Here is a 428-nt window from a genome sequence, read left to right as displayed (position 1 = left end):
CGCAGGCGAATTACGCAATGATCAGCATGCTTCTCTGTTGGGGGTAAATGGCTCGCCAACACCAAGCTATATCTGGTCAGCGGCTTATGTTGGCGCTATTGCGCAAAGTCTGCGTAACGACCCCGGCCGCCCGTTACAAACCTTGGCAATCAGTGGCGTACTGGCTCCCCCACTGGCCAGCCGCTTTACCCTGACCGAGCGTAATAACCTGCTGCACAGCGGGATATCCACGGTCACTACCACCGACGATGGTACGGTACAGGTAGAAAACATCATCACCACCTACCAAAAGAACAAGTATGGCGCGGAAGATGACAGCTATTTGCAGATTGAGACCTTATTCCTGCTGATGTTTGTCACTCGATTCCTGCGTACTCAGGTAACGTCGAAATTCGCCCGTATGAAGCTGGCGGCCGATGGCACCCGTT

General features: G+C 53.7%; 1 protein-coding gene. It reads left to right on the top strand.

Annotated features, from left to right (window positions below; genetic code table 11):
• The coding region (locus V2A85_RS24495; RefSeq protein WP_420072665.1) for a phage tail sheath subtilisin-like domain-containing protein at positions 1 to 428 on the top strand (428 nt) is incomplete at both ends.

The organism is Yersinia sp. 1252 StPb PI, from assembly GCF_048593885.1.
Lineage (GTDB): Bacteria > Pseudomonadota > Gammaproteobacteria > Enterobacterales > Enterobacteriaceae > Yersinia > Yersinia enterocolitica_E.
Note: the sequence above shows the minus strand (reverse complement) of the source record. Positions and strands in the feature narration are given on the sequence as shown.